Source organism: Micromonospora deserti, assembly GCF_003236335.1.
GTDB classification, from domain to species: Bacteria; Actinomycetota; Actinomycetes; order Mycobacteriales; family Micromonosporaceae; genus Micromonospora; species Micromonospora deserti.
Genome location: NZ_POUB01000057.1, coordinates 1 through 26,444, shown reverse-complemented (window position 1 = coordinate 26,444; position 26,444 = coordinate 1). Strand labels below are relative to the sequence as shown.

23 protein-coding genes and 1 pseudogene are annotated in these 26,444 nt (G+C 76.8%); 6 read left to right on the top strand and 18 right to left on the bottom strand.

Going from position 1 to position 26,444, the window contains the following annotated elements; genetic code table 11:
- Positions 1 to 109: 109 nt before the first annotated feature.
- Both C1I99_RS11240 and C1I99_RS11235 read right to left on the bottom strand, forming a co-directional pair.
- The gene (locus C1I99_RS11240; protein WP_111134152.1) at positions 110 to 880 is read right to left on the bottom strand and encodes a DUF5995 family protein; all 771 of its coding nucleotides are present in this window, start codon (positions 878 to 880) and stop codon (positions 110 to 112) included.
- Between the two features lie 112 nt (positions 881 to 992).
- Positions 993 to 3,893, bottom strand: a complete 2,901-nt coding sequence (locus tag C1I99_RS11235; protein ID WP_111134151.1) for a helix-turn-helix transcriptional regulator — start codon at positions 3,891 to 3,893, stop codon at positions 993 to 995.
- 188 nt (positions 3,894 to 4,081) lie between these two features.
- Between C1I99_RS11235 and C1I99_RS34585 the strand changes: the two genes are divergently transcribed.
- Together C1I99_RS34585 and C1I99_RS11225 are read left to right on the top strand one after the other, a co-directional pair.
- Positions 4,082 to 6,355 (top strand): adenylate/guanylate cyclase domain-containing protein, encoded by a 2,274-nt coding sequence (locus tag C1I99_RS34585; protein ID WP_111134150.1) that lies wholly within the window; start codon positions 4,082 to 4,084, stop codon positions 6,353 to 6,355.
- 117 nt (positions 6,356 to 6,472) lie between these two features.
- On the top strand, positions 6,473 to 7,366 hold the full coding sequence (locus C1I99_RS11225; RefSeq protein WP_111134149.1) for an aldo/keto reductase: 894 nt from the start codon (positions 6,473 to 6,475) through the stop codon (positions 7,364 to 7,366).
- Between the two features lie 110 nt (positions 7,367 to 7,476).
- On the opposite strand, the gene C1I99_RS11220 is transcribed toward C1I99_RS11225, so the two are convergent.
- From C1I99_RS11220 to C1I99_RS11200, 5 genes are all read right to left on the bottom strand, one after another.
- On the bottom strand, positions 7,477 to 8,043 hold the full coding sequence (locus tag C1I99_RS11220; RefSeq protein WP_111134148.1) for a dienelactone hydrolase family protein: 567 nt from the start codon (positions 8,041 to 8,043) through the stop codon (positions 7,477 to 7,479).
- A 136-nt stretch (positions 8,044 to 8,179) separates the two neighbouring features.
- Positions 8,180 to 8,560, bottom strand: coding sequence for a hydroxyphenylacetyl-CoA thioesterase PaaI (gene paaI, locus C1I99_RS11215; RefSeq protein ID WP_111134157.1), 381 nt, complete (start codon positions 8,558 to 8,560; stop codon positions 8,180 to 8,182).
- Between the two features lie 28 nt (positions 8,561 to 8,588).
- Complete coding sequence (gene paaK, locus C1I99_RS11210) at positions 8,589 to 9,896, bottom strand: phenylacetate--CoA ligase PaaK (RefSeq protein WP_111134147.1); 1,308 nt, start codon at positions 9,894 to 9,896, stop codon at positions 8,589 to 8,591.
- Positions 9,897 to 10,057: 161 nt separating this feature from the next.
- Positions 10,058 to 11,023, bottom strand: a complete 966-nt coding sequence (locus C1I99_RS11205; RefSeq protein ID WP_111134146.1) for a zinc-binding dehydrogenase — start codon at positions 11,021 to 11,023, stop codon at positions 10,058 to 10,060.
- Between the two features lie 84 nt (positions 11,024 to 11,107).
- Positions 11,108 to 11,590 (bottom strand): DUF6766 family protein, encoded by a 483-nt coding sequence (locus C1I99_RS11200; protein ID WP_158554044.1) that lies wholly within the window; start codon positions 11,588 to 11,590, stop codon positions 11,108 to 11,110.
- A gap of 27 nt (positions 11,591 to 11,617) precedes the next feature.
- Here C1I99_RS11200 and C1I99_RS11195 point away from each other — a divergent pair, with 27 nt between their 5' ends.
- The 4 genes from C1I99_RS11195 (at position 11,618) to crcB (ending at position 14,826) form a co-directional block, all read left to right on the top strand.
- On the top strand, positions 11,618 to 12,841 hold the full coding sequence (locus tag C1I99_RS11195; RefSeq protein ID WP_233512467.1) for an MFS transporter: 1,224 nt from the start codon (positions 11,618 to 11,620) through the stop codon (positions 12,839 to 12,841).
- Between the two features lie 134 nt (positions 12,842 to 12,975).
- On the top strand, positions 12,976 to 13,734 hold the full coding sequence (locus C1I99_RS11190; RefSeq protein ID WP_111134144.1) for a class I SAM-dependent methyltransferase: 759 nt from the start codon (positions 12,976 to 12,978) through the stop codon (positions 13,732 to 13,734).
- A 199-nt stretch (positions 13,735 to 13,933) separates the two neighbouring features.
- Entirely contained in the window at positions 13,934 to 14,467 is a 534-nt protein-coding gene (locus C1I99_RS11185) for a fluoride efflux transporter FluC (RefSeq protein WP_199562085.1), read from the top strand.
- Positions 14,464 to 14,826 (top strand): fluoride efflux transporter CrcB, encoded by a 363-nt coding sequence (gene crcB / locus C1I99_RS11180; RefSeq protein WP_111134142.1) that lies wholly within the window; start codon positions 14,464 to 14,466, stop codon positions 14,824 to 14,826. The genes C1I99_RS11185 and crcB overlap by 4 nt, the downstream gene beginning before the upstream one ends.
- A gap of 7 nt (positions 14,827 to 14,833) precedes the next feature.
- Here the strand turns inward: crcB and cobA are convergent, their stop codons facing one another.
- From cobA to cobO, 11 genes and pseudogenes are all read right to left on the bottom strand, one after another.
- A complete protein-coding gene (cobA, locus tag C1I99_RS11175; RefSeq protein ID WP_111134141.1) occupies positions 14,834 to 16,582 on the bottom strand; it encodes a uroporphyrinogen-III C-methyltransferase in 1,749 nt (582 codons plus the stop codon).
- Positions 16,579 to 17,169 (bottom strand): precorrin-8X methylmutase, encoded by a 591-nt coding sequence (locus tag C1I99_RS11170; protein ID WP_111134140.1) that lies wholly within the window; start codon positions 17,167 to 17,169, stop codon positions 16,579 to 16,581. The genes cobA and C1I99_RS11170 overlap by 4 nt, the downstream gene beginning before the upstream one ends.
- Positions 17,166 to 18,269: a HoxN/HupN/NixA family nickel/cobalt transporter gene (locus tag C1I99_RS11165; protein ID WP_111134139.1), complete on the bottom strand. Its 1,104-nt coding sequence runs from the start codon at positions 18,267 to 18,269 to the stop codon at positions 17,166 to 17,168. Before C1I99_RS11165 ends, C1I99_RS11170 begins: the two co-directional genes overlap by 4 nt.
- Entirely contained in the window at positions 18,266 to 18,463 is a 198-nt protein-coding gene (locus tag C1I99_RS11160) for a 4Fe-4S binding protein (protein WP_111134138.1), read from the bottom strand. The genes C1I99_RS11165 and C1I99_RS11160 overlap by 4 nt, the downstream gene beginning before the upstream one ends.
- On the bottom strand, positions 18,451 to 20,178 hold the full coding sequence (gene cobJ, locus C1I99_RS11155; RefSeq protein WP_111134137.1) for a precorrin-3B C(17)-methyltransferase: 1,728 nt from the start codon (positions 20,176 to 20,178) through the stop codon (positions 18,451 to 18,453). Before cobJ ends, C1I99_RS11160 begins: the two co-directional genes overlap by 13 nt.
- Positions 20,175 to 21,542 carry a precorrin-6y C5,15-methyltransferase (decarboxylating) subunit CbiE gene (cbiE, locus tag C1I99_RS11150; RefSeq protein WP_438941403.1) on the bottom strand — a complete coding sequence of 456 codons (1,368 nt, stop codon included), beginning with the start codon at positions 21,540 to 21,542 and terminating at the stop codon, positions 20,175 to 20,177. Before cbiE ends, cobJ begins: the two co-directional genes overlap by 4 nt.
- Positions 21,428 to 22,567 (bottom strand): annotated as a pseudogene (locus C1I99_RS11145) (cobalt-precorrin-5B (C(1))-methyltransferase); the annotation flags it as partial. The pseudogene C1I99_RS11145 and the gene cbiE, both read right to left, overlap by 115 nt.
- Positions 22,564 to 23,409: a precorrin-4 C(11)-methyltransferase gene (cobM, locus tag C1I99_RS11140; RefSeq protein WP_111134135.1), complete on the bottom strand. Its 846-nt coding sequence runs from the start codon at positions 23,407 to 23,409 to the stop codon at positions 22,564 to 22,566. The pseudogene C1I99_RS11145 and the gene cobM, both read right to left, overlap by 4 nt.
- Positions 23,406 to 24,143 (bottom strand): precorrin-2 C(20)-methyltransferase, encoded by a 738-nt coding sequence (cobI, locus tag C1I99_RS11135; RefSeq protein WP_111134154.1) that lies wholly within the window; start codon positions 24,141 to 24,143, stop codon positions 23,406 to 23,408. The genes cobM and cobI overlap by 4 nt, the downstream gene beginning before the upstream one ends.
- Positions 24,144 to 24,253: 110 nt before the next feature.
- The gene (locus tag C1I99_RS11125) at positions 24,254 to 25,606 is read right to left on the bottom strand and encodes a cobyrinic acid a,c-diamide synthase CobB (RefSeq protein ID WP_111134153.1); all 1,353 of its coding nucleotides are present in this window, start codon (positions 25,604 to 25,606) and stop codon (positions 24,254 to 24,256) included.
- Positions 25,607 to 25,683: 77 nt separating this feature from the next.
- Complete coding sequence (gene cobO, locus C1I99_RS11120) at positions 25,684 to 26,295, bottom strand: cob(I)yrinic acid a,c-diamide adenosyltransferase (protein ID WP_111134134.1); 612 nt, start codon at positions 26,293 to 26,295, stop codon at positions 25,684 to 25,686.
- Positions 26,296 to 26,444 lie beyond the last annotated feature (149 nt).

The window sequence follows — 26,444 nt, the reverse complement described above, 5'->3', positions numbered from 1 at the left end:
GCCCTCCCCCACGCCTCGACCGACCCCCGTGCCGGTCCGGCTGCGCCGGCGGCGAACGCGTCCCCGCGCTCCGCCTGCCGGAGCGGAGCGCGGGGACCCCCCGTCCCGGCTACTGCAGGAACGCCCCGAGGGGCGACAGCAGCAGCCGACCGAGCGCCGCGGCGGTGTCGTCCAGCCGCGTACGCTCACACTCGTGGGCGGCCGGGTCGTGCCGGCACCGCCAGATCCGCTGCGCATTGCGCCAGGCGACGTCGCGGGTGTACTCGACCAGTTCCCCCTGGTACCAGTCGTCCACGTCGCCGTTGAGCATGTCGATGAGCAGTTGCCACCGCTCCAGGTAGCCGCGCCGCAGTCCCGGGATCTTCTCCGCGAAGATGTCGTTGATCCTCAGGTAGTCGCGGTGCTGGTCGGTGCCGTCGACCGGCTCGGACTCCAGGCTGTCGAACGTGGTGACCAGCGCGAACGGCAGGTCGTAGTTGATGTGCGCGTTCACCCCGGCGGCGGCCGAGGGCAGCGGCCGGGCATCCGGCCCACGCATCCGCTCGAACAGGCAGGTCCACGCCTTGGGGCAGCCCGGGCTGGAGTCGGTCCACAGCCGCAGCGCGTCGAAGTACCGGGCGGCGAACTCGACGTCGAGCCGGGACAGGAACACCGGGTCGGCGAAGCGGTCGTCGTAGAGCCCCTCCAGCACGCTCTCGGTGATGGTCAGGTAGAGCTTGTTGAAGTCGGCCAACGGGCAGCTCGCCTCCAGCGGCGGCAGCCGGACCAGCAGGTCCTGCAGCTTCGTGAGGTGATCGACCACCGCCGGCACGTCGGCGGGGTGATCCGCGAGCAGGTCGACGATGTCCCGATGCACGGGCCCCCACACCGGTTCGGCCATCTCTCCTCCACAGTGGTCTTCGGCACCCCCGTGCCGTCGGCGACGGTGCACAGCCTTGCAGCCGACGGCGGTCGGCCGGATCAGTAGAACGACGTATCCGGACGCGCGCGGGTCAGGCGGGCCGGTTACGTAGGTAGATCGCGCTGGCCTGGACCCGGGTGCGGACCTGGAGCTTGTCGAAGATGTGCGACACGTGCACGCCGATGGTCCGCTCACTGATGAACAGCCGCTGGCCGATCTCCCTGTTCGTCAGCCCCTCGGCCACCGCGGCGAGCACCTCGCGCTCCCGGGCGGTGAGCACCACCAGCTCGTCGCCGTCCGCCCCGGCGGCCGACGCGTCGGCGCCGGTGGCCGGCCGACGGTCCTCCAGGGACACCCGCGCCCGCCCGGCCAGGGTACGGATCTCCGAGGTCAGCGGCACCGCGCCGAGCCCCTGCGCCACCTGGTACGCCTGCCGCAACAGTTTTCCGGCGGTGGCGCTGCGGCTGCGCCGGGCCAGCAGCGCCTCGGCCTGCCGCAACCGCGAATACGCCGCCGGGTAGGGATGGTGTCGCCGGTCCCACTCGGCCACCGACCGGGCCCACAGCTCCGGGTCGCTGCCGTCGAGGCGGCTCACCTCGGCGGCGCAGAGCGCCAGGAACCCGTCGACCACGTCGCGCACCGGACGGGCGGCGTGCTCGCTCTTGCGGGCGACTCGCTCGGCCACCTCGCGCAGCCGGCGCACCGCGGTCTGGTCGATTGCGACGGTACGGCTGGCGTGGGCCTCGGCCTCGGCCCGCAGGCCGTGCCAGACCAGCGCGGCGAGGATCCCCACATCGTCGGAGCGGCTCTCGGTCAGGCCGCGCTGCACCGCCTGCCGGGCCAGGTCGTGCCGGCCCTGCCACATCGCCAGCCCGGCCCGCAGGGTGAGCAGCGGGATCACGTGCCGGGCCCCGCCGCCCGCCAGCACCGTGGCGACCGCGTCCAGGTCCCGGTCGGCGGCCGCGATGTCGCCGTAGCCGACCGACAGCCGGCAGCGGGCCAGCAGCAGCTCGACGGCGTCGGCGCCGGAGGGACGGTGCCGCAGCGCCGCCGCCACCACCTTCTCCGCCTCGGCCCACTGGCCGACCCGGAACAGCCCGTTGGTGGCGATGGCCAGCAGCCGGGTCTCCCAGGTGCGGCCCAGGCCCAGCTCGGCCACCCGCTCGGCGCCCCGGCGGGCGACGACCACGCCCTCCTCCAGGATGTTCAGCGGGCCGGTGAGCAGCTCGGCCAGGTGCAGGTACGCGCAGGCCACGTCCTCCGGGCGGCCGGCCCGCTCGGCGGTCTCCAGCGCCTCGCGCATCACCGCCAGCCCCGCGTCCGGGTCCTCCAGGTACGCCTCGGAGAAGCCCAGCGCCGCGCTGGCCAACACCACCTCTGACGTGGAGCCCTCCACCGCGGCGGACAGCTCCAGCGCCTCCCGGGCCACCCGGCCGGCGTCGGCGTACCGGCCCAGGTGCAGCAGCAGCTCCGCCAGGTGCGCCGCGGCGGTGGCCCGCTCTCGGGGGGTACAGTCCGCGGCCGCCAGGGCCCGCTGGTACTCCGCCTCGGCCAGTGCGGAACGGCCGGCGGCGGCCAGGTAGCGGGCCCGCCGGATGTGCAGCGCGCAGGCCGGACGATCGGCGTCCGAGGCGGCCAGCTCCTCCAGCAGGGCCAGCGCCCGCGCGTGTTCGCCGCAGTGGTGGGCCGCCTCCGCGGCGTGCTCCAGCAGGGTCACCCGGTCGACGTCCAGCGGCCCGCCGGCCGGGGTGTCGGCCAGCTGCAACGCCGCCGACCAGTGCCGGTGCGCCTCGGCGTAGCCGTGCAGCCGCTCGGCCTCCCGGGCCGCGGCCATCGCGGCGGGCAGCGCCCGGGCCGGCTCGCCGGCCAACCGCCAGTGATGGGCGAGGCGGGCCTGGTGCAGCTCGGCCGGCGCGGCGGTCAGCGCCTCGGCGTACCGGCGGTGCAGCGCGGCGCGTTCGGCCGGCAGCAGCTCGTGCTCCAGCACCTCGGCGACCAGCCGGTGCCGCAGGCGGTAGCCGTCGTCGGCGCCGACCAGCAGCCGGTGGGCCACCGCCGCCCGGACCGCCTCGATCAGCTCGTCCTCCGGCAGCCGCACCACCCGCGCCAGCAGCCAGTGCTCGACCGGCTCCACCCCGGCGGCGACCGCGTGCACCACCGCGTGCGCGTGCTGCGGCAGCGCGTCGACCCGGGCCAGGAAGATCTCCCGTAGCGTGTCGGAGAGCCCGTCCCGGCCGTCGCGCAGGTCCCGGGCCAGCTCCTCCACCACGAACGGGTTGCCGCCGCTGCGCTGCCAGACCAGCTCCGCCGCCTCCGGCGCCAGCGGCCGGCCGACCACGGCGGCGGCGAGCTGCTCGGTGCCAGCCCGGTCCAGCGGGGCCAGGTCGAGCACCCGCACCGTCCGCAGTCGACGCAGCTCGGTGAGGACCCGGCGCAACGGGTGTGCCCCGTGCAGCGACTCGGCGCGAACCGCGGCCAGCACCGACAGTTGCAGATCGCCCAGGCCGGCGAGCAGGTAGAGCAGCAGCTGCCGGGTGCTCCGGTCGACCCACTGCAGGTCGTCCAGGACGAGCACCAGCGGGCGGCCCTCGGCGACCAGGTGCAGCCCTCGGGAGACCCGCTCCAGCAACGCGGCGCCGTCCGGTCCGGCGGTCTCCTCGGCGAACATCCGCAGCAGGCCACGTACCGCCGACGAGGTGCGGGCCTGCGAGCTGGTGAGTTCGGCGTCGAAGCGGCGCAGTGCCTGCAGCAGCGGGTGCAGCGGCGAGGCGTCGCCGATGTCCAGGCAGGAACCGGTGAGCACGATGGCGCCGGCGTCCCGCAGCCGGGCGCCCACCTCACGCAGCAGTCGGGTCTTGCCCACGCCGCTCTCGCCGGTGAGGAAGACCGCGGCGGTGTGCCCCTGCGCGACGTCGTCGAGCAACGCCGACCGCACCGTCGTCACCAGGTCGGCCCGGCCGACGAGCGGCGCGGTGTCCACATCGCTGGCCATGGCTGGCAGCCTAGTCACAGGTCCCCGCACCGTTCTACGGGTGTTTCGCCCCTGTGGTACCTCTCGCGTCGACATTGCGACCAAACGTTGCGCACGGCCGACATACGTCGTTCTGCAGATCCCCGGTCGGCCCAGGAGTGACAGTCTCCGAACGTCGTCAGCCACCAACGGGGGGAAAGGCGGGTGCGATGTCCATGTCCACCATCGTCGCCACTCCGGCATGCGCCGTGTCCGCGGCCTGGCCGGTGCCGGAGGAGAGGCGGACGGTCACCGTCCTGTTCGCCGACATCGTCGGGTCGACCGCGCTGGTCGACCGACTCGATCCGGAGGACGTGCGGGACCTGCAGCGGGTCTACTTCGACACGGTCGCCGACGTGCTGCGGCGGTGGCACGGCGTGGTGGAGAAGTACATCGGCGACGCGGTCATGGCGCTGTTCGGGGCCCGGGAGTCCGACGGGTTCGACGCGTACCGGGCGGTGCGGGCCGGGCTGGAGATCCAGCAGGCCCTCGACCGGCGCCCGCCGCACGGCGCTCCGGCGCTGCGGGTGCGGGTCGGGGTGGCCACCGGGGAGGCGCTGGTGGATCTCGCCGCCGCGGGCGACGGCGGGTACGGCACGGCCAGCGGCGCGGTGATCACCACCGCCGCCCGGCTGCAGGAGTACGCCCCGCCGGGCGGAGTGGCACTCTGCGCGGCCACCCACCGGGCCACCGTCGGGCTGGTCGACCAGCGCCGGGTCCCACCGGTGACGGTGGCGGGCAAGGCGCTGCCGCTCGACGTGTGGCACGCCACCGCGGTGGCCCCGCCGGCCCCGGCCCGGCACGCCGGCCCGCTCGTCGGGCGGCGGCGGGAACTGGCCGCGGCCCGGGACCAGATCGTCCGGGCCGTCCGGGAGCGCAGCCCCCGCTGGCTGTCGCTGGCCGGCCCGGCCGGCAGCGGGCGCAGCCGGCTGCTGCACGAGCTGAACAAGGCGGTCGGGGCGGTGGACCAGACGCCGGTGCGGTGGTGCGTCGCGCACTGCCCGCCGTACCCAGAGCAGGCGCTGGCGCCGGTCGCGGAGTTGGTCCGCGGGTTCGCCGGCCTGGATGCCGAGTACCCGCCCGCCGCGGTACGCGGACGGCTCACCACCGCCCTGACCGGCCTGGTCCCGCCGGCGCACCTGACGGAGGCGGTGTACGCGCTGGAGGGGCTGCTGGCCGCGCCGGACGCCGGCCCCGAGGCGTCGCGCGGGGCGGCCGTCTGGCAGGAGGTGCTGCTGTGCCTCGCCGGCCGGCAGCCCGTGGTGGTGGCGGTAGACGATCTCGACCGGGCTTCCGGCGAGCTGTCCGGCTTCCTGCACCGGCTGTTCGCGGCGGCCACCGCGCGGGCCCTGCCGCTGGCGGTCGTGGCGCTGCACCGTCCGGAGTGGGCCGACGTGCTGGCCGGACCGGGGCAGCGGCGGTGCCGCCTGGCGCTGCGCCCGCTGCGCGCGGTGGAGACCGGTCGACTGCTGCGGCACCTGGCGGCCCGGGCGGGCCGGCCGGCGGCGCCGGTCGACCGGCTGCTGCCCCTGGTGGGCGGCAACCCGGGCCGGGCCGTCGCGTACGTGGCGGCGCTGGCGGACGGCGTGACCGACCCGGCGCGGCCTCCGGCGCCGGAGGCGGTGCGCCGGACGGTCGACGCCCGGCTGGACCGGCTCGACGGCGCGCAGCGGGCCGTGCTGATGGTCGCGGCGACCCGGGATGCCGGCTGCACCGCCGTCACCGTGGACCGGCTGCTCGACTGGGCGCCGGGCCGGGCCCTGCCGGTGCTGCGCGCACTCGTCGCCAGGGGACTGCTCGTCGCCGGCCCGTCCGGCGGGTACGCCGTCGTCGACCCGGTGGTCCGCGAGGTCGCGTACGCCCGGCTGCCGAGGGCGGTGCGGGCGACGTTCGCCCGGCGGGCCGGGGAGGCACCGCCCGAGGTCGGCCCGGCGGTGCGCCGCCCGCACCCGGCCCGCCGCCTCGTCGTCCCGCCGGCGCCGGCCGCCGGGGCGACCGCCCCACCCGGCGGACGGCCGGGGGGATCCGCGCCGGCGGCCGGGCGGTCGGCGGCGACCCGGGCGGCGGTCGCGTCCGGGCCCGCACCGCACGGGTCGGTGCCCGCTCTGCCGGCGTGGGCACCCGCCGCCGGTGCCCCGCCGCCGCCCGGTGGTGCCGGTCCGGTGTTCGCCGACGGGGCACCGGGCGGCGTCGGCGCGGCCCGCCCGGTGCCCGTGGGCGCCGTGCCGACGATCGGCCCGCCCGGGTCCGGCGAGGCGGGTCCGGTCGCCGCGCGGTGGCGCGACGGCGGGACGCCGGCGGATCGGCGGGGTCGATGGTGGACGGACCGGCGCGGCCGGCGTGCGGGGGGCGCCGCCGGGCTGGTGCCGCCGCAGGCGTCGGGTGTTCGAGGGGGACGCCCGGCGGCGCGCGGTGGCGCGGCCGAGGTGCCGGCGGCGGCCTGAGCGGGCGGCGGGGCGGAAGCGTCTCCCCCACGCTCCACACTAGCGGTCACCGGCCCCCGCCGGTATCGGGCGGCCGGCCGACTGCGCAGGTCAGGGCCGGTTGGCTAGGGTCGCCCGATGCCTGCATCAGAGATCACCGCGGCGGCCGCCGGCAGCTGGACGCTCGGCGACCGCACCGTGCGCCGGATGGGTTTCGGGTCGATGCGCCTCACCGTCAACCCCGACCGGGACGTCGCGGTGCGCGTCCTGCGCCGGGCCGTCGAACTCGGCGTCAACCAGATCGACACGGCGGGCTTCTACGTCTCCCCGGGCGGTCCGCTCGGGGTCGGCGCCGGCCCCCGCCGGTACGCCACCGACCTGATCCGGGCGGCGCTCGAGCCCTACCCGGACGGCCTGGTAATCGCCACCAAGGTGGGGCCGAGCTTCGACGACGCCACCCGGCACCGGGAACTGACCCCGGCCGAGCTGCGCCGCGAGGTGGAGGAGAACCTGCGCCGGCTGGGCCGCGACCACCTGGACGTGGTCAACCTGCGGATCGTCCGGCGTTCAGGCCGCGACTCGGTGGCGGAGCGGTTCGCCGCCCTCGCCGCGCTGCGCGACGCCGGGCTGATCCGCCACCTCGGCCTGTCCAACGTGCGGGTGGACCACCTGGACCAGGCGCAGGCGATCGCCCCGGTGGTGTGCGTGCAGAACGCGTACTCCCTCGACGGGCACCGGTGGGCCGACGACGTGCTGCGGGTCTGCGGCGAGCGGGGCGTGGCGTTCGTGCCGTACTTCGCGATCGCCGGCGCGGGGCGGGAGGCGGGCGCCGGCGCCGAACGCGACGAGGCGGTCCGCGCGGTCGCCCGTGCCCACGGCGTCACCACGCACCAGCTGCGCCTGGCGTGGACGCTGCACCAGGGGCCGCACGTGCTCGCCATCCCCGGCACCGGCGACCCGGAGCACCTGGCGCAGAACGTCGCCGCCGGCGCGGTCCGGCTCTCCCCCGACGACCTGGCCCGGCTCGGCTGAGCCGGGCGGCGAGCCGGCTGACTACCGCGAACCCGCTGACCTGCCGCGCTCGCCGCGACCCGGCGGCGGCAGCCGGACCGCCGCTGGCGGGGGCCCGCCGGCGCGCGGGGTCAGCGGCCGTCGAGGAAGGCGAGGACGCGCGCCCAGGTCCGCTCGGCGGCCACCGGGTCGTGGTCGGGCAGGTCAGGGTCGGTGTAGAGGTGCCCGGCGCCCGGGTAACGGTGCACGCTCAGCGCGGCACCCGCCCCGGTCATCGCTTCGCGCCACTCGTCGAGCTCGGGCTCGGTGTCGTACTCGTCCGGGTCGGCCAGGTGCAGCTGCACCGGCAGGCCCCGGCGGACCGCCTCGGGCGCGCCACCGGCACCGCTGAGCAGCAGTAACGCGGCGGCGTCGGGGCGTTCGGCCAGCACCGCGCCGGCCACCCCGGCGCCCATCGAGAAGCCGGCGAGCACGGCGTCGGCCGGCAGCCCACGCAGCGCCGCCCGGGCCCGGTCGAGGACGGTGTCCTGGCCGATCTTGTCGAGCAGGGCGAAGCCCTCCGCCACGGTGTCGGCGGCCGGCGCCCCGTAGAGGTCGGGGGTGGCCACCCGGTGCCCGGCGGCGCGCAACCGACCGGCTGTGGCCAGCACTGCCGGCCGCAGCCCGTACACCGAGTGGAAAAGCATGATGTGTGCCATCGGGTCATCGTGCCCGACACCCGCGACCGGCCACGGCCAGCGCGCCGTCGGCTCAGCGACGTGAGCGCCGCGGTGAGCGGGATCCGGTCCACCGTACGGACGTCGCCGGGCAGCGTGGCCCGGCGGTGGCGGCGGGTCAGCCGCCGCCACCGGCAAGGGTGCGGCTGCGGCCCCGGAACTCGGCGACCACCTCCCCGTCGTCCCGGGTGACGGTGACGTCGTAGATGCCGCTGCGGCCGTACCGGGTCCGCTCGGTGGCGTGGGCGACCAGCAGATCGCCCTCCCGGGCCGGCCGGACGAAAGTGATCTCGCCACCGGCGGCGACGGTGACCGGGCCGTGACTGTTGCAGGCCAACGCGAAGGCGGTGTCGGCCAGCAGGAAGACGAAGCCGCCGTGGGCGATGGCGTGCCCGTTGACCATCGCGCCGGTGACCCGCATCCGGGCCACCGCCGCCCCGTCGGCGGCGCGGACCAGCTCGATGCCGAGCCCCCGGGACGCGACGTCGGCGTCGAACATGTCGTGCGCGGCGTTGCGCTGCCCCACCTCAGCTCTCCCGCCGCCGGTCCACGATCCGGCGCATCTTGCCCATCGACCGCTCGACCCCGTCCGGGGCGATCACCTCGACCGCCACGCTGACCCCGATGGTGTTCTTGACCAGCCCGACCAGGGCCGTCCCGGCCCGGTCGGCGGCCTCGGCGTCCACCCCGGCGCGCCGCTCCACCCGGACGGTCAGCGTGTCCATCCGCCCCTGCCGGCCCAGTACGCACTGGAAGTGCGGGGACAGCTGCGGCGTCCGCAGGATCAGCTCCTCGATCTGGGTGGGGAAGACGTTCACCCCGCGGATGATCATCATGTCGTCGGTCCGGCCGGTGATCTTCTCGATCCGGCGCATCGGACGGGCGGTGCCGGGCAGCAGCCGGGTCAGGTCCCGGGTGCGGTACCGCACGACCGGCATCGCCTCCTTCGTCAGCGACGTCAGCACCAGCTCACCCCGCTCGCCGTCAGGGAGCACCTCGCCGGTGACCGGGTCGATGACCTCCGGGTAGAAGTGGTCCTCCCACAGGTGCAGACCATCCTTGGTCTCCACGCACTCGTTGGCCACGCCCGGGCCCATCACCTCGGACAGGCCGTAGATGTCGACGGCGTGCATGTCGAGCCGCCGCTCCATCTCCCGGCGCATGTCCTCGGTCCACGGCTCGGCACCGAAGATGCCCACCCGCAGCGAGGTGGCGCGCGGGTCGACGCCCTGCCGCTCCATCTCGTCGAGGATGGCCAGCATGTAGCTGGGCGTGACCATGATCACCTCGGGCTCGAAGTCCCGGATCAGCATCACCTGGCGCTCGGTCATCCCGCCGGAGACGGGGATCACGGTGCAGCCCAGCTCCTCGGCGCCGTAGTGCGCGCCGAGGCCGCCGGTGAACAGCCCGTAGCCGTACGCGACGTGCACCCGATCGCCCGGCCGGCCCCCGGCGGCGCGGATCGAGCGGGCCATCAACCGGGCCCAGGTACGCAGGTCGCCAGCGGTGTAGCCGACCACCGTCGGGCGGCCGGTGGTGCCGGAGGATGCGTGCAGCCGGGCTACCCGCTCGCGGGGCACGGCGAACATCCCGAACGGGTAGTTCTCCCGCAGCTCCGCCTTGCCGGTGAACGGGAAGCGGGCCAGGTCGTCGAGGTCCCGGCAGTCGTCGGGGTGCACCCCGGCGGCGTCGAAGGCCCGCCGGTAGTGCGGCACGTTGTCGTACGCGTGCCGCAGCGACCAGCGCAGCCGCTCCCGCTGCACCGCCCGCAGCTCGTCGACGCTCGCCCGCTCGATCGGGTCCAGTTCCTCGGGCCGAGGGGTGCGGTCCTGCATCGTGCCTCCTGCGCGTCACGGTGGTGCGACCGGCGGTCGCGCGTACCCGACCGCGTCCCGTGCCCGTCGACGCCGGCCGCGGCCGGGCCGCCACGCCCACCGATCTTGGGTACCGTACGCCCGCCGCCGGCCCGGCACCACCGGAGGGCGAGCGGAGGCGGTCAGACCGTGAGCAGGGTCTTGCCGATCGCCGACCGGTCCTCCAGCGCGCGGTGCGCGTCCGCGGCGCGGTGCAGCGGGAAGGTCTGCCCGATCAGCGGCCTGATCCGCCCCGCCGCCGCCGCGTCGAGGGCGGCCCGCAGGTACCGGCGGGCCCGGTCCGGCGGGAACTGGAGGTCGGTGATGCCGGTGACGGTGATCGCGCGGGACCGGGCGGCGTCCGCGTCGGGCACCGCGAACGCCCCCGCCGGGGTGCCGTGCGCGGAGAACCGCCCGCCGGAGCGCACCAGGTCGAACGCCGCGCGGCCGTAGTCGCCGCCCGCCCCGTCGAAGACCACGTGCAGGTCGCCGGTGGCCGACCGGACCCGGTCGGTCCAACCCGGCTCGGAGTAGTCGACCAGCACGTCGGCGCCGAGCCGGCGTACCGCGTCGAGCTTGGCCGCGCCCCGGGCCGCCGCGACGACGAATCCGCCGGCGGCGCGTACCTCCTGCACCAGCAGGGCGCCCAGCCCGCCGGCGGCGGCGGTGACCAGCACCCGGTCACCGGCGCCGACCGGCACCAGGTCGAGCAGCCCGAACGCGGTCACCCCGTCGTGCAGCAGGGCCGCCGCGTCCGGCAGGGGGACCCCGGCGGGTACCGGCACGATGTTGTCGGCCGGCACCACGGTCCGTTCCAGGTAGCCGCCGCGCTCGTCGGTGGAGGTGACAACCCGCCGGCCGAGCCAACCCGGGTCGACGTCCGCGCCGACCGCACCGACCGTGCCCGCCACCCCGAACCCCGGCCGGTACGGCGGGCGGACCGGGAACCACTCGCCGCCCTCGCCGCGCCGGATGGCCGTCTCCACCCAGAGCACGTCCGCGACCGTCACCTCGACCAGGACCTCGCCCGGGCCGGGCGCCGGCTCCGGCGCCTCGGTCAGCGCCAGCACCTCCGGCTCCCCGAACGCCGTCACCTCGATGACCCGCATGGCATCCCTCCACATCGCTCGTCGCTGTGATCAGCCTCTGAGGTGAAGCGGGGTTGAGGTCAACGGACGGTGCCGTGACGTGCCTTACCCGTCAGGGTTGTCCGGGTCGAGGTTCCGCTCGCGCAGCAGCGCGTCCAGCTTCGCCTCGATCCGCTCGTCGGACTCGCGGGACTGGGAGGAGCCCCAGTAGTAGAACAGCGCCAGCCCGGCCGCTTGCCAGATCAGCTGGAGGAACTCGGACTGCCAGTTCTCCAGGGTGCTGGCCAGGAACTGCGGCAGGAACTCGCTCCAGGCGAAGGACTGGCCGTGCTGAGCCGCCTGGTTGCTCTCCACGGTGGCCTGAAAGGCGAACTGGCCGGCCCAGGACAACAGGAAGAGCACCCCGGTGACCAGCGCGAACGCGTACGCCCTGGGCCACCTCGGCCGGTGGAACGGCGGTCCCTCGGCCCGGGGGCGTCGGGGGCGCGCCCTCCGGGCGTCGGACCTGGACCCGGACGGACCCGCGTCCGACGCCGTCGTGGTGTCGGCCATCACGATCCCCCTCTCGACGAATCCCAGGTCAGGCATATGCCCCAGGCGGGTCGCGCCGAAACGGTGCGCCGGACGGGCCCTCACCAGTCCCTGCCCGCCGGCCTGCTCGCGCTGGCCGTCGGCGCCTTCGGCATCGGGCTCACCGAGTTCGTGATCATGGGCCTGCTGCCGCAGGTGGCCGCCGACTTCGCGGTCACCGAATCGGTCGCCGGGTGGCTGATCTCCGGCTACGCGCTCAGCGTCGCCGTCGGCGGGGTCGCGCTGACCGCCGCGGTCACCCGGCTGCCGCGCAAGCCGGTACTGCTCGGCCTGATGGTGCTCTTCATCGTGGGCAACCTGCTCTCCGCGATCGCCGACGACTACGCCGTGATGATGACCGGCCGGGTCGTCGCCGCGCTCTGCCACGGCGCGTTCTTCGGCATCGGCGCAGTGGTGGCCGCCGGGCTGGTCGCGCCGGCCCGGCGGGCCGGCGCGATCGCGCTGATGTTCGCCGGCCTCACCGTCGCCAACGTGCTCGGCGTGCCGTTCGGCACCTTCCTCGGCCAGCACCTCGGCTGGCGCGCCACGTTCTGGGCGATCACCGGCATCGGCGTGGTCGCCCTGGCCGGCCTGGCGCTGCTCGTCCCCGCCCGGACCGCCGGCAGCCAACCGGCCGGCGGACTGCGGGGCGAGCTGCACGCCTTCACCCACCCGCAGGTCTGGCTGTCGCTGGTCGTCACGGTGCTCGGCTTCGGCGGCATGTTCGGCGCCTTCACCTACATCGCGTACACCCTCACCGAGGTCAGCGGCTTCGCCACCGGCACGGTGCCGTGGCTGCTGGTGCTCTTCGGGGTCGGGCTGTTCGCCGGCAACCTGCTCGGCGGGCGCGCGGCCGACGTGTCGCTGCACCGCACGCTGGTCACCGTGCTCGGCGCACTCACCGCGGTGCTCGCCGGCTTCGCGCTGACCGCCGGCAGCCAGGTGCTCACCGTGGTCTCGCTGCTGCTGATGGGGGCCTTCGGCTTCGCCACCGTCCCGCCGTTGCAGATGCGGATCATGCGGTACGCGCACGCGGCGCCGACCCTCGCCTCCGGGGCCAACATCGCCGCGTTCAACGTGGGCAACGCACTGGGCGCCTGGGTCGGCGGGGTGACCATCTCGGCCGGGCTCGGCTACACCGCCCCGATCTGGGCGGGCGCGGTCGTCACCCTGGCCGGCCTCGGCGTGCTGCTGGGAGCGATCCGGCTGGCCCGCCGCGCGGCCGGTCACCGGGCCGCGGCGCCGGAGCTGGTCGACACCACGGCCTGACGCGACCCGAGGGGGTGGGCCCGCAAGTCCGACCCACCCCCTCACCGACCATCGCATCGCCAGTCGCTCGCAGTTGCAAACTCATGGCAAGAAGGTCTGGACAGCGCTCCCCAGCTGTAACTACTCTCAGCGGCATGACTCCTTACCTCACGAACGCCGCGGCCTGGCAGGAGAGCTGGGACCGCCAGCAGGAGGCGTACCTGCCGGACCGGGAGCACCGGCTCGCCGCGATGCTCGACGCCGTCGACGCGATCCGCGACGGCGACCGGATCCGGCTGCTCGACCTGGCCGGCGGAACCGGCACCATCAGCGCCCGCGCGCTGCGGCGCTTCCCAGGCGCCGAGGTGACCCTGGTCGACCTCGACCCGGCGCTGCTCGCCCTCGCCCGCGCCTCGCTGGGCGAGCGGGTCGCCATCGTCACCGCCGACCTAGGCCGGCCGGACTGGGCCGCCGCGCTGCCGCACCGCGACTACGACGCCGTCCTCACCGCCACCGCGCTGCACTGGCTGCCGGCCGAGCGGCTCACCCGGCTCTACGCCGAGCTGCGCGACCTGCTGCGCCCCGGCGGGATCCTGGTCAACGCCGACCACATGCCCGACGACGGGCTGCCGGAGCTCACCAAACGCCTGCTCGACCGGGCGCGGGACCGGCGGGAGGCCCGGTACGCCGCCGGCGCCGCCCTGTCCTGGTCGCAGTGGTGGGAGCGGGCCGCCGCCGACCCGGCGCTCGGTCCGCTGGTCGAGCAGCGCCACGCCATCTACCCCACCGGGCACAGTCCCGAGTGGAACCCCCCGGTCTCCTGGCACCTCGCGGCCCTGACCGCCGCCGGCTTCGCCGAGGTCGGCACCGTGTGGCGCGGCGCCGCCGACGCCGCCGTGGCCGGGGTGCGCTGACCCGCGTCCCCGCCAGGCGCCCGTGGCCGGGGTGCGCTGACCGCGCGGCACGGGACCCGCGCAGGGGCGCCCCGGCGGGCGGATATGCTACACCCGGAGCCCCGGAGGCTCCCGGCGGTGGGGCCCGCCGTCCGGCCGGAACCGGCCGGAGAACCGCGACACCGCTCGCCGACGGTCCCTGCCAGTGGCGCCCGTCCTGGTGGGAGGACCCGTGTCGGAACCCTTCGAGCCGCGCGTCGACCCCGACGTCGACCTGCGCGTACCCGCCGACCGGGCGGAGCTGGCCGCGCACCCGGCGGCGGTGCTCGCCGCCGTCGCCGCCGGCGGCGCGCTCGGCGCCCTGGCCCGGGCCGGCCTCCAGCACGCGTTCCCGTCCGCCCCGGCCGCGTTTCCGTGGGCGACCTTCGGCGTCAACCTCTCCGGTTGCCTGCTGATCGGCGCCCTGATGGCGCTGCTCGCCCGGCACGGCTCGGGGCGGCCACTGCTGCGCCCGTTCCTCGGGGTGGGCGTGCTGGGCGGCTACACCACCTTCTCCACATACGCCGTGGACGCGCACCAGGCGCTGGTCGCCGGCGCGCCGGGCACCGCCCTGGCGTACCTGGGCGCGACCGTGGCCGGCGCGCTGGCCGCCGTCTGGCTCGGCGACGCGCTCACCGGCCGGCTACTCGGCGGCCGGGCCACCCTGGCCGGCCGGCGGGTCGCCGGCGGCCCGGCCGACGGGGGTGACCGGTGACGGTGCTACTCATCGCGCTCGGCGCGGCCATCGGCGCGCCGCTGCGCTACCTCACCGACCGGGCGGTGCAGGCCCGGCTCGGCTCGGCCTTCCCCTGGGGCACTCTCACCGTCAACGTGGTCGGGTCGCTGCTGCTCGGCCTGCTGGTCGGGCTGCCGGTCGGCCCGCGGCTCGGCGCGCTGCTCGGCACCGGCCTCTGCGGCGCCCTGACCACGTACTCCACCTTCGGCTACGAGACGCTGCGGCTGGCCAGGGCGGGCGACCGGCTGCCCGCCCTGGCCAACGCCGTGCTCAGCGTCACCGCCGGCCTGGCCGCCGCCACGGCCGGGTACGCCCTGGCCCGGGCCGCGACCGGCTGACCCGGGGTCAGCCCGGCGGGCGGAGCTCCACCACCGGGCCGACCACGAAGACCGCCGGCGGGTGGATCCCCTCCCGCGCCGCCAGCGCGCCGACCTCGTCGAGCCGCGCGGGCACCGACCGCTGGTCGGGGTGACCGGCGTCCTGGACCACCAGCACCGGGGTGTCCGGGACGCGGCCGTGCTCCAGCAGCACCGCGGCGATCTTGGCGATGGTGTCCACCGCCATCAGCAGCACCAGGGTGCCCCGAGCCCGGCCCAGCGACGCCCAGTCGACCAGCGAGTCGGGGTGCCCCGGCGGCAGGTGACCGGAGACGACGGTGACCTCGTGCGCCACCCCCCGGTGGGTGACCGGAACGCCGGCCAGGGCCGGCGCGGCGATCGCGCTGCTCACCCCGGGAACCACGGTCACCTCCACCCCCGCCGCCACGCACGCCTGCACCTCCTCGTGGCCGCGACCGAAGACGTACGGGTCACCGCCCTTGAGCCGGACCACCCGCCTGCCGGCGCGGGCGTGCGCCACCAGGGTCGCGTTGATGGCGTCCTGTCCCATCGACGGTCCCCGGGGCACCTTGGCCGCGTCGACTACCTGCACGCCGGGGCGCAGCCCGGCGAGCAGCCCCCGGGGGGCGAGCCGGTCGACCACGACCACGTCAGCCGCGTCGAGCAGCGCCTGCCCTCGAACGGTGATCAGGTCGTCCGGCCCGGGCCCGCCGCCAACCACCGCGACGTGGCCCCGCCGCGGCCCGTGGTCGTGGCCGTGGTCGTGCCCGTGGCCGCGTGCGTGGTCGTGGCCGCGTGCGTGGTCGTGGCCGCGTGCGTGGTCGTGGCCGCGTGCGTGGTCGTGGCCGCGTGCGTGGTCGTGGCCGTGCTCGTGGGCGTGGTGATGGTGGTGGTGGCCGCCGACCGGGTCGTCGGGGTGGTCGTGCGGGGTCTGCGGCCGGCCCACCTTGTCGGCGAACCCCGGCAGCGCCACCCGGTACGCGCAGGTGTCGCAGTTCATCCGGATGTCCCCGCGCAGCGCCTCGGCGTGCCGTTCGAGCACCAGGTCCGCCAACGCGTCGCAGTCGCCGATCACGTCGGCCACGCGCACGTCCAGCTCGGCGTGGGCGGCGGCGTACGCGACCGACTGGGCCACGATCCGGTCCGGCAGCACCCCGGCGAACAGGAAGTACGGGGCGACCACGACGCGCCGGGCGCCGAGCCGGCGCAGCCGCTCCAGCACCGCCGGCACGGACGGCTCGGCGAGGGAGACGAACCCCGGCTCGACGCCGGCGTAGCCGCGCCCCTCCCAGAGCAGCCGGGCCACCTTGGCCACCTCGGCGTTGGCGTCCGGGTCGGTGGAGCCGCGGCCGATCAGCGCCACCCAGGTGCCGGCCCGGTCCGCGCCGGCCAGCGCGGCATCGATCCGCTGCTCCAGCACGGCGTGCAGCAGCGGGTGCGGGCCGAGCGGCCGGCCGTAGCGGTACCCCAGACCGGGGTGGCGCCGCTGCTCGCGGGCCATCGCGGCGGGGATGTCGCCCTTGCCGTGCCCGGCGGCGGTGAGCACCAGCGGCAGCGCCACCAGGCTCCGGTGCCCCCGCCGCACCAGCGCGCCGACCGCGTCGGTGAGCGGCGGGCGGGACAGCTCGATGAAGCCGCCCTCGACGTCGCCGACGGCGCCGGCCGCCCGGTGGCGGACCCGCTCGACGAGCGCGGCGAACTGGTCGACGCCGGCCGTGCTGCGGGTGCCGTGCCCCACGATGACCAGGGCGCTCACCGCTGCACCTCCGTGTACAGGAGGGCGTTGACGGCGGCGGCGGCGACCGCCGAACCGCCCTTCTCGCCCCGGTTGGACACCCCGGGCAGGCCGCTGGCCCGCAGCGCCGCCTTCGACTCGGCGGCGCCGACGAAACCGACCGGCAACCCGACGACCAGCGCCGGGCTGGCGTCCAGGCCGATCAGTTCGGCCAGCGCGGTCGGCGCGCAGCCGACCACCCAGACCGCGCCGGGGCCGACCCGGTCCAGGGCGATCCGCACCGCCGCCGCGGAGCGGGTGATCCCCGCCGCGCGGGCCAGCTCGGCGGCGGCCGGCTCGGCGACCGGGCAGACGCTGTCCCGCCCGGTGATTCCGGCGGCGACCATCGCCACGTCGGTGACCACCGGCGCGCCGGCGCGCAGCGCGGCGAACCCGCCGGCCAAGGCCGCCTCGTCGCAGACCAGGTCGGTGACGTAGTCGAGGTCGGCGCTGGCGTGCACCACCCGCTCGGTGACCGCGCGGGTCAGCGGCGGCAGGTGGCTCAGGTCGACCCGCTCGCGCAGGATCCGGTACGACTCCCGCTCGATCGGGTGCACCAGCCGGCTCACCGCGGCACCTCGACCGGCGCCGGGTCGACGGCCCCGCCATAGCGGCGGTCGTAGCCGCGCAGCTTCCACAGCGCCACCGCGCCGGCCCAGGCGAGCACGAAGAGCACCACGACGGCGTAGCCGAGCTGCTCGAAGTGGTCGGCGACGGAGGCGTAGCCGGCCAGCACGGACAGCCCCAGGTGGTCGGCGAGCAGGCCGGCCGCGTAGACGCTGGCGACCACGCCGCCGACCAGTACGGTCATCGCGGTGGTGGCCAGGTTGTAGTAGAGCCGCCGGGCCGGGTGCCGGTACGCCCACGAGTAGGCGCGGCTCATCAGCAGGCTGTCCGCGGTGTCCATGGCGGACATCCCGGCGGCGAAGAGCAGCGGCAGGGTGAGCAGCGCCAGCACCGGCAGCCCGCCCGCCGCGGCGGTGCTGGCGGACAGCGCGAGCAGGGTGACCTCGCTGGCCGTCTCCAGGCCCAGGCCGAAGAGGAACCCGACCGGCGCCATGTGCCAGGAGGAGCGCACCAGCGAGCGCGCCCGGGAACCGAGGACGCGCTGCACCAGGCCACGGTTGAGCAGGTGCAGGTCCAGCTCCCGCTCGTCGAGGTCGCCGTGGCGCAGCCGCCGCCAGAGCCGGGCCAGACCGGCCAGCACCGCCGCGTTGAGCACCGCGACCAGGGCCAGGAACACGGTGGCGGTGACGATCGCGACGGTGGCGCCCAGCTCGCGGGCCTCCACCAGCCCCGGGCCGGTGAGGTTGGCCGAGGCGAGCCCCACCACCAGGGCCAGCAGCAGCACCACCGCGCTGTGCCCGAGGGCGAAGAAGAAACCGACGCCGACCGGGCGCCGGCCGCGCAGCAGCATCAGCCGGGTGGTGTCGTCGATCGCGGCGATGTGGTCGGCGTCGAAGGCGTGCCGCACCCCCAGCACGTACGCGAGGGTGCCGGCCCCGGCGAGGCCGCCCGCCGCCGCCGGCTGATCGTTCCAGTACAGGTAGAGGCTCCAGCCGGCGACGTGCAGCACGGCGACGGCGAGCACGATGCCGCCGAGGCGGGCCCGTTCGGCCCGGCTCCACCGGCCGGCCGGGGGTGCGGCGCTGACCGCGGTCGAACTCATCGGATTCCTCCACTGTGGTCGATACCGGTGACGCGGATGGCGTCCACCGGGCAGATCTCCAGGCACTCCAGGCAGCCGGTGCAGCGGTCGTCGCGCACGACGAGCCCGCCGGCGACCGGCCGGATCGCGTGTGTGGGGCAGGTGAGCAGGCAGGCGCCGCAGCCCTGGCAGGCGCCGATGGTCACGGCCGCCATCGGTACCCCCGGGGGGTGACCATCCGGCCGCCGACGATCCGGGTCCGGCTGCTGCCGACCACCACCACGCTGTACATGTCGACCACCGCCGGGTCGAGGGTGGCCAGGGTGGCCAGGTGCACCTGTTCGCCGGCCCGGCTGGCGTTGCGCACCACGCCGACCGGGGTGTCTGGCGGCCGGTGCGCGGCGAGGATCGCCATCGCGGCGCCGAGCTGCCAGTCCCGGGCCCGACTGCGCGGGTTGTACAGCAGCGCCACGAAGTCGCCCTCGGCGGCGGCGGCCACCCGCCGGGCGATGACCTCCCACGGGGTGTGCAGGTCGGACAGGCTCAGGTAGGCGTGGTCGTGGCCGAGCGGCGCGCCGAGCAGGGCACCGGCGGCGAGGGCGGCGGTCACCCCCGGTACGCCGACCACGTCGATCCGGTCGTCGGCGTACTCCAGGGCGGGGCTGGCCATCGCGTACACCCCGGCGTCGCCGGAGCCGACCAGGGCGACGGCGTGCCCGGCGGTGGCCTCAGCGACGGCTGCCCGGGCCCGGGCCTCCTCGGCGCCCAACCCGCTGGCCAGCACCCGGGTGCCCGGGCGCAGCAGGTCGCGCACCTGGTCGACGTACTGGTCGAGGCCGACCACCACCGAGGCCCGGCGCAGCTCGGCGACCGCGCGGGGGGTGCGCAGGTCGGCCGCGCCCGGGCCGAGGCCGACCACGGCCAGCCGGCCGCGCGGCGCGTGCCGGGCCACCGCGACCGTGGCCATCGCCGTCGCGGTCTTCGGCACCAGCAGCTCGGCGGCGCCGCCGAGCAGCGCGGCCGCCTCGGCGACGCTCGGCGTGCCGACCGCGGCCCGGACCACCTCGCTGGGGTGCGGCACGTCGACCGCCGCCAACTCCGCCGCCGGATACGTCACCAGCGGTACGCCGAGCGCGTCGGCGGTGGCGACGATGCCCGCCTCGTCGGCCTTGACGTCGGCGCTGGCCAGGTGGCGCAGGCTCGCCGGGCTGAGGTTGGCGGCGGCGAGCACCCGGTCCAGCAGCCCACGCACCTCGGCGGCGGGCACGCCCCGGCTCGCGCCGATTCCGGCGACCAGTGACGGAGGCCGCAGCACGGCGGTCCGGTCGTCCAGCGGCACCAGCCGGTCGGTGACCAGCAGCTGGTACCCGCCCTCGGCCCGCCCGGCCACGCCGGACCCGGCCGGCGTCTCAGGCCCGGCCGGCACGGGGTGGACGTTCTCCGGCAGCGCGGGCAGCGGCCAGGTGGCGTCGGCGACCAGCCGGACCGGCTCGCCGTCCAGAATGGCCCGGGACACCGCGGCGACCGCCCCCTCGACCGGCCAGCCGAGGGTGTCCAGGCCGGGCAGGCCGGCCGCGTCGGTGGCGGTGGTGACCACCGGGGTGGCGTCGAGCAGCGCGCCGACGGTGGCGGCAAGCTCGTTGGCGCCTCCGGCGTGCCCGCCGAGCAGCGCCACCGCGTGCCGGGCCGCCTCGTCCACCACCACCACGGCCGGGTCGGTGTGCTTGTCGCGCAGCAGCGGCGCGAGGATCCGCACCACCGCGCCGGTGGCCAGGAAGGCCACCACCGCGTCGCAGTCCGCCCACGCGGTCCGCAGCGCGTCGGCCGTGCTGTCGGCCTCGACGAGACGGGCGTGCGGCCAGACGTCGGCCACGGTACGGGCGTGCCGGCGGCCGGCGGCGGTGGCGGCGACCAGTCCGATCTGGGTCACGAGGGCTCCCCGGTGAGGACGACCACCGGGTTGGTGGCCGCGAGACGGACCGACCCGCCAGGCAGGTCGGCGAGGCGGGCGGCGGAGAGCTGGACGCCCTGCACCGTGTAGCCGGTGTCGCGCAGCAGGCGGACCGCCGGGGCGACCCGGTCCAGCGCGGCGAGGGTGACCACCACCCGCCCGGGCCGGCGGTTGGCCACGGCGGTGAGGACGTCCAGCCCGCCGCCGCCCACGAAGACCGCGTCCGGTTCGGGCAGCCCGGCCAGCGCCCCCGGGGCCCGGCCGGGCACCACCCGCACGTCGACCGCGTGCCGGGCGGCGTTCGCCCGGATCAGCTCGACCGCGCCCGGGTCCCGCTCGACGGCGATCACCGCCGCGCCGAGCAGGGCGCACTCGACGCCCACCGCGCCGCTGCCCGCGCCGACGTCCCAGACCAGCCGGCCCAGCCGGGGGCACAGCCGGGCCACCGCGAGGGCGCGCACCTCCGACTTGGTGATCATGGAATCGCGGTGCGCGTACGCGGACTCGGGCAGCGCCCAGCCGCCGGCCGGCGCGGCGGCCGGCTGGTTGTCGGCCCGCATCCCGGCGGCCGGCGCGGCGGCCCGCGGCACGGCTCCCGGCACCGGGTCGGCCGTGGCCGGGACGGCGAGGCTGAGCAGCACGTGCGGGTCGGCCCAGCCCCGGCGGGCGGCCGCCTCCGGGGTGGTCTCGGTGATCCGCTCGTCGTCGGTGCCGAGGTGCTCGGCGATCACCAGACGGCGGGACCAGCCGGCCAGCCCGGCGCCGATCTCGGCGGCCCCGGCACCGGGCGCGGTGAGCACCGCCACCGCCGGCAGCGCGCGGCAGGCGTTCAGCGCCGGCCGGGGATCCCGCCCGTGGGCGGTCACCACGGCGGCGCCGTCCCAGGGCAGCCCGGCACGGGCGAACGCGGCGGCGACGCTGGAGACCGCCGGCAGCACCCGCAGCGGCAGCCCGGCGGCCCGCAGCCGGCGGACGATGCCGAACAGCCCCGGGTCGCCGCTGGCCAGCACGACGGCGGGCGTCCCGGCGGCGACGGCGGCGACGAGCCGGTCCAGCGCCGGGGCGAGCGGGCCGAGGGTGACGGTCGGGCAGCCTGCCGGCAGGGTCACGGCGGCCAGGTGCCGGGCCGCCCCGACCACCAGCCCGGCGCAGGCCAGCGCCGGGGCGGCGGCGGGATGCGGCGGCGCACCGGCCGCGTCCATGCCGAGCACGGTCACCCCCGTCACGCCGACCACCGGCCACTGGAGGCGACCAGCCGAGACCCGGCGAAGTCGACCATCGCCACGTCGACGGCGACCCGGTGCCCGGCGAAACGGAGCAGCACCTGGCGGACCCGGCCACAGAGCAGGTCACCGGCGGCACCGAGCAGCCCGGCGTCCTCCCACAGCTCGTACGCGTGCCGCCCGGTGTTCGCCTCCCCGACGGCGGCGACCAGCTCGGGCGACCCGCCGGCCTCGGCGGTGACCGCGCCGAGCAGCGACAGGTCCACCGCGGACCGGGTGTAGTGGGTCATCAGCACGCCGGCGGCGAGTTTTGCCAGCTTGCCGGCCATCCCGACGAAGACGACGCCGGTCAGCCCGTCGGCGACGGCGGCGGTGACCGCCGCGCCGGTGAAGTCGCCCACCTCGACGAAGCAGACCTCGGGCAGCTCCGGCAGCAGCGCCCGGGCGGCCCGCTCGGTCCGCCCTCCGGTGCACAGCACGACGGTCCGCTCGCCCTGGGCGGCCATCACCTGCACCGCCTGCACGACGCTGGCCCGCCAGGAGGCGGTGGAGAAGGGCCGGACGATCCCGGTGGTGCCGAGGATCGAGATGCCGCCGAGGATGCCGAGCCGCCGGTTGGTGGTCTTCCGGGCCATGATCTCGCCTCGGGGGACGCTGATCACCACCCGGACGCCGATGCGGGTCAGATCGACCACCTCGCCGACCGCCTCGATGATCATGCGGCGGGGAGTCTCGTTGATCGCCGGGCCACCGACCGCCAGGCCGAGCCCGGGCTTGGTGACCGTGCCGACGCCGGGGCCGCCGTGCAACCGCAGCCCCGGCGAGTCCCGCCAGCGCACGGTTGCGGTCAGCTCGGCGCCGTGGGTGACGTCCGGGTCGTCACCGGCGTCCTTGACCACCACCGCCTCGGCCCGCACCGCCGGCTCCAGCTCGCAGCGCGCGACCGGAAACCGCACCCGCCGCCCGGCGGGCAGCCCGATCTCCACCTCCCGCTGCGGGGCGCCGGTGAGCAGGGCGGTCACCGCGGCCTTCGCCGCCGCCGTCGCGCAGGCGCCGGTGGTCCAGCCGGTCCGCAACGCGGTGGGCCGGACCTTCGCGGTACGCGGCAGGTCCGGCTCGCGCAGCGGCGGCTCGGCGTACGTCATGCCGGGCGCCCGTCCCCCGCAGTGCCGGCCGGGCCGGTGGTCCGGGCGCGGCGCAGCTCGGCGCGGGCGCCCGGCTCGGCCCGACGAAAGGTGTGGAAGTGCCCGGGGTGGTAGAGGTGCGAGCGGGTGCCGGCGGCGGCCAGCGCCGGACCGACCAGGAACAGGGTGTGCTTCCAGAGCTTGTGCTCCTTGACCGTCGCCTCCAGCGTGCCGACGGTGCAGCGCACCACCAGCTCGTCCGGCCACGTCGCCTGGTACGCCACCACCGCCGGGGTGTCGGCCGGGTAACCGCCGGCCAGCAGCTCGGCCTGCACCTGGCCGGAGCGGGCGGCGGAGAGGAAGAGCGCCATGGTGGTGCCGTGCCGGGCGAAGTCCCGGACCCGCTCCCCCGGCGGCATCGGCGTCCGGCCGCCCTCCAGGCGGGTGAGGATCACCGACTGGGCGACCTCGGGGATGGTCAGCTCCCGGCCGACGAGCGCCGCGACGGCGGTGAACGAGGAGACGCCGGGCACGATCTCGACGTCCAGGCCCAGCCCTCGGCACAGGTCGAGCTGCTCCTGCACCGCGCCCCAGAGCGCGGGGTCGCCGGAGTGGATCCGCGCCACCCGCAGCCCCTCGGCGGCAGCCCGCCGGTAGAGCGGCAGCACCCCCTCGATCGGCAGCTGCGACGAGTCGATGATCTCGGCGCCGGGCCGGGCGTGGTCGAGCACGTCGGCGTGCACCAGGCTGGCCGCCCAGATCACCACGTCGGCGGCCCCGATCACCCGGGCGGCCCGCAGGGTCAGCAGGTCCGCCGCGCCGGGGCCGGCCCCGACGAACCAGACCTTCCCGCTGGTGCTCACAGTTTCCCTCCTCGCCGGTCCCGGCGGGCCGGGACCAGCAGCGTCGACAGGTACGGCAGGTCGTCGGCGGCGTCGGTGACCGGGCCGATCCGCTCGCCGGGCAGGCCGAGCGCCCGGCCCAGCACGGCGTCGGCGAGCCGACCCCGGCGGCGCAGCTCCGCCACCAGCTCGGGGTGCCGCCGCCAGCCCTTGTAGGCGACGACCGTGCCCGGGCCGGCGAGCGCGTCGGCGAAGAGCGCCAGCCCGGCGGTCGCCGGCAGCAGGGTCAGCGGTTCCCGGCCCTCGCAGAGCGGGATGCCGCTGCGCGCGGCGAGCTCCTGCATCGCGGTGATGCCGGGCACCGTGCCGGTGCGGACACCGGGGCGCAGCGCGCGCACGGTCTGCGCCAGGTAGCCGAAGGTGGAGTAGACGTTCGGGTCGCCGATGGTGGCGAAGGCGATCGCGCGGGCGCCGCCGTCGAACGCGGCGACGACCGCCGCGGCGGCGGAGTCCCAGGCGCGTTCCCGACGGGCGGTCACCCCGCCCCGGTCGTCCAGGGCGAACGGCAGCCGGCGCAGCCGGTCGGGCGCGACGTGCGCCGCGACGGTGGCCTCGGCCCGCCCAGGAGCGGCGGCGCCGTCGGCGGCGGAGCGGTCCATCACCGGTACGACCACCAGGTCGGCCTCGCGCAGCACCCGCACCGCCCGGAGGGTGAGCAGTTCCGGGTCGCCCGGCCCGACCCCGACGCCGGTCAGCGTCGCGCCGGCCGGGGCGGCCCCCGCGGCCGGTGCGGGCCGGACCGGTGCCGGACCGCCGGCGGGCGTCGCGCCGGCCGGGGCGGGCCCGGCAGCGGGCGTCGACCCGGTCACCGGCTCGCCGCCTCGACCAGCCGGCGCGCCGCCCCAGGGTGGCCGGCCCAGTGGGTGTGCAGGTAGGAGGCGTGCACCCGGCCGGCCACGAAGCCGTGCGCGGCGCCGTCCCAGCGCCACGCCGGCCGGTCGCCGTGCCCCGGGTCGGTGACGGTGCGGTGGAACTCGTGGCCGCGTACCGGCTCGCCGGCCGGGGCCAGCGGGGAGTCGGTGGCGGCGACGGCGTCACGGTAGCCGAGGGTGAGCCGGCCGGTCATCCGGGCGGTGAGGTCCAGCCGGCCGCACATCGGCGCGCCGTCCAGGGTGCGGCCGAGGTAGAGCAGGCCGGCGCACTCGGCGACGATCGGGCCGTCGAAGTCGGCCAGCTCGGCGCGGAGTGGGTCGTTGCCGGCCAGCTCCGCCGCGTACGCCTCGGGGAAGCCGCCGCCGATGACCACCGCGCCGGTGCTGGCGGGCAGGGCCGGGTCGCGCAGCGGGTCGAAGGGGGCCACGGTGGCGCCGGCGGCAGCGAGCAGCTCGGCGGTCTCGGCGTACGAGAAGGTGAAGGCCGGCCCGCCGGCGACCGCGACCACCGGCCGATCGGCGCGCACCGGGCCGCCCACGGCGGTGGTCGGGTCCCAGGCCGGCGCGGTCAGCGGCGGGGCGGTACGCGCCAGCTCGAGCACCGCGTCCAGATCCACGGTGGACTCGACCAGGGCGGCCAGGGCCGCGACGATCGCAACCGACTCCGGCGCCCGCTCGGCGACCGGCACCAGCCCGAGGTGACGCGACGGCGCGGCCACCTCGGCGGCGCGGCTGACCGCCCCGAGCACCGGTACCCCCACCTCGGCGAGCGCGTCGCGCAGCAGCGACTCGTGCCGGGGCGAGCCGACCCGGTTGAGGATCACCCCGCCGATGCGCACCCCGGGGTCGAACGCGGCCATGCCGAGCGCGAGCGCGGCGGCCGAGCGGCCCTGCGCGGTGGTGTCCAGCACCAGCAGCACGGGCGCGTCGACCAGCCGGGCGACATGGGCGGTGGAGGCGTAGCCGCGCCGGCCGACCGCCCCGTCGTGCAGGCCCATCACCCCCTCCACCACGGCGATGTCGGCCGGGGTCGGCACGCTCGCGCCGTGCCGCAGCAACGGCGCTATCCGCTCCTCCCCGACCAGCCACGGGTCGAGGTTGCGGCCCGGCCGGCCGGCGGCGAGCGCGTGGTAGCCGGGGTCGATGTAGTCGGGGCCGACCTTGTGCGGACTGACGGCCAGCCCACGGCGGCGCAGCGCGGCGAGCAGTCCGGTGGTCACGGTGGTCTTGCCGTGCCCGCTGGCCGGCGCGGCGACGACCACCCGGGGCAACGCCCACGGCGTCACCGGCTCGGTGCCCGGGTGCCCGGCCGGCGCGGTGGGGCCGTCGGGGCGCCGCTGGTCGGTACGGCGGGCCGGACCGGTCACCACTCGATCCCCTTCTGGCCCTTCTGGCCGGCGTCCATCGGGTGCTTGACCTTGGTCAGCTCGGCCACCAGGTCGGCGGCGGCGACCAGCCGCGGGTCCGCGTTCCGTCCGGTGATCACCACGTGCTGGAAGCCGGGACGGTCGGCGAGGGTGGCGACCACCTCGTCCACGTCCACCCAACCCCACGCCATCGGGTAGGTGAACTCGTCGAGCACGTACAGGCCGTAGCGCTCGGCGGCCAGGTCGCGCTGGATCTGCCGCCAGCCCTCCAGGGCGTCGGCGGCGTGGTCGGCCGCGCCGCCGCGCTGGATCCAGGACCAGCCCTCGCCCATCTTGTGCCAGGCCACCGGGGCGCCCTGGCCGGTGCGCGCGTGCACCTCGCCGAGCGCGCGGAAGGCGTTCTCCTCCCCCACCCGCCACTTGGCGCTCTTGACGAACTGGAACACCCCGATCGGCAGCCCGGCGGTCCAGGCCCGCAGCGCCAGCCCGAACGCCGCCGTCGACTTACCCTTCATCTGTCCGGTGTGGACGACCAGCAGCGGCCGGTTGCGCCGCTGCCGGGTGGTCAGCCCGTCGGCGGGCACGTGGGACGGCTTCCCCTGCGGCATCAGGCGACGCTCCTTGTCTGTCGGGCTTCCGCTCCGGCTGGCGTGATCGTGCGGTTCGTGCCCCGACCGGGTGCGCGTTCGCCCGGCAGGCCGGCGCCGAGAGGGCCGGATCCCGGTGGTGGGGTGGGGCGGGTGGCGAGGTCGACGAG

What these genes read in the sequence shown, in the direction of transcription:
- C1I99_RS11190 (WP_111134144.1), top strand. Translation starts at nt 12,976, where the DNA reads ATGACTCCTTACCTCACGAACGCCGCGGCCTGGCAGGAGAGCTGGGAC.
- C1I99_RS11220 (WP_111134148.1), bottom strand. Translation starts at nt 8,043, where the DNA reads ATGGCACACATCATGCTTTTCCACTCGGTGTACGGGCTGCGGCCGGCA.
- cobO (WP_111134134.1), bottom strand. Translation starts at nt 26,295, where the DNA reads ATGCCGCAGGGGAAGCCGTCCCACGTGCCCGCCGACGGGCTGACCACC.
- C1I99_RS11200 (WP_158554044.1), bottom strand. Translation starts at nt 11,590, where the DNA reads ATGCCTGACCTGGGATTCGTCGAGAGGGGGATCGTGATGGCCGACACC.
- C1I99_RS11240 (WP_111134152.1), bottom strand. Translation starts at nt 880, where the DNA reads ATGGCCGAACCGGTGTGGGGGCCCGTGCATCGGGACATCGTCGACCTG.
- C1I99_RS11165 (WP_111134139.1), bottom strand. Translation starts at nt 18,269, where the DNA reads ATGAGTTCGACCGCGGTCAGCGCCGCACCCCCGGCCGGCCGGTGGAGC.
- C1I99_RS11225 (WP_111134149.1), top strand. Translation starts at nt 6,473, where the DNA reads ATGCCTGCATCAGAGATCACCGCGGCGGCCGCCGGCAGCTGGACGCTC.
- C1I99_RS11160 (WP_111134138.1), bottom strand. Translation starts at nt 18,463, where the DNA reads ATGGCGGCCGTGACCATCGGCGCCTGCCAGGGCTGCGGCGCCTGCCTG.
- C1I99_RS11205 (WP_111134146.1), bottom strand. Translation starts at nt 11,023, where the DNA reads ATGCGGGTCATCGAGGTGACGGCGTTCGGGGAGCCGGAGGTGCTGGCG.
- C1I99_RS34585 (WP_111134150.1), top strand. Translation starts at nt 4,082, where the DNA reads ATGTCCATGTCCACCATCGTCGCCACTCCGGCATGCGCCGTGTCCGCG.
- paaK (WP_111134147.1), bottom strand. Translation starts at nt 9,896, where the DNA reads ATGCAGGACCGCACCCCTCGGCCCGAGGAACTGGACCCGATCGAGCGG.
- C1I99_RS11235 (WP_111134151.1), bottom strand. Translation starts at nt 3,893, where the DNA reads ATGGCCAGCGATGTGGACACCGCGCCGCTCGTCGGCCGGGCCGACCTG.
- paaI (WP_111134157.1), bottom strand. Translation starts at nt 8,560, where the DNA reads ATGTTCGACGCCGACGTCGCGTCCCGGGGGCTCGGCATCGAGCTGGTC.